Here is a 350-nt window from a genome sequence, read left to right on the forward strand (position 1 = left end):
CAATGGGGTGTTGGCATCGGTTTCAGCCAAGAGCTATACCAACGCTCTTCGTGGATCACTCTAGACACGGCAGAGAAATCGGCTCGTCAACGCGGCAGAGCAACAAGCTTTGATTCTGCGTACAGCAACAGCTTACTTCGACGTACTTCGTGCTCAAGATAACCTAGAATTTGTTCGTGCTGAAAAAGCAGCGGTAGCTCGTCAGCTTGAGCAAACTAAGCAACGTTTCGAAGTGGGTCTTTCTGCTATTACCGATGTACATGATGCGCAAGCTCAGTACGATGGCGTTTTAGCTGATGAAGTATTAGCAGAGAACGATCTGACTAACAGCTACGAAGGTCTACGTGAGA

The 350-nt window shown here is 48.0% G+C and carries 1 pseudogene; it reads left to right on the forward strand.

Annotated features, from left to right (window positions below):
• A pseudogene (locus BCT81_RS02065) lies at positions 1-350 on the forward strand (TolC family protein); the annotation flags it as partial.

The organism is Vibrio sp. 10N.261.52.A1 (genome assembly GCF_002876325.1).
Classification (GTDB): domain Bacteria; phylum Pseudomonadota; class Gammaproteobacteria; order Enterobacterales; family Vibrionaceae; genus Vibrio; species Vibrio chagasii.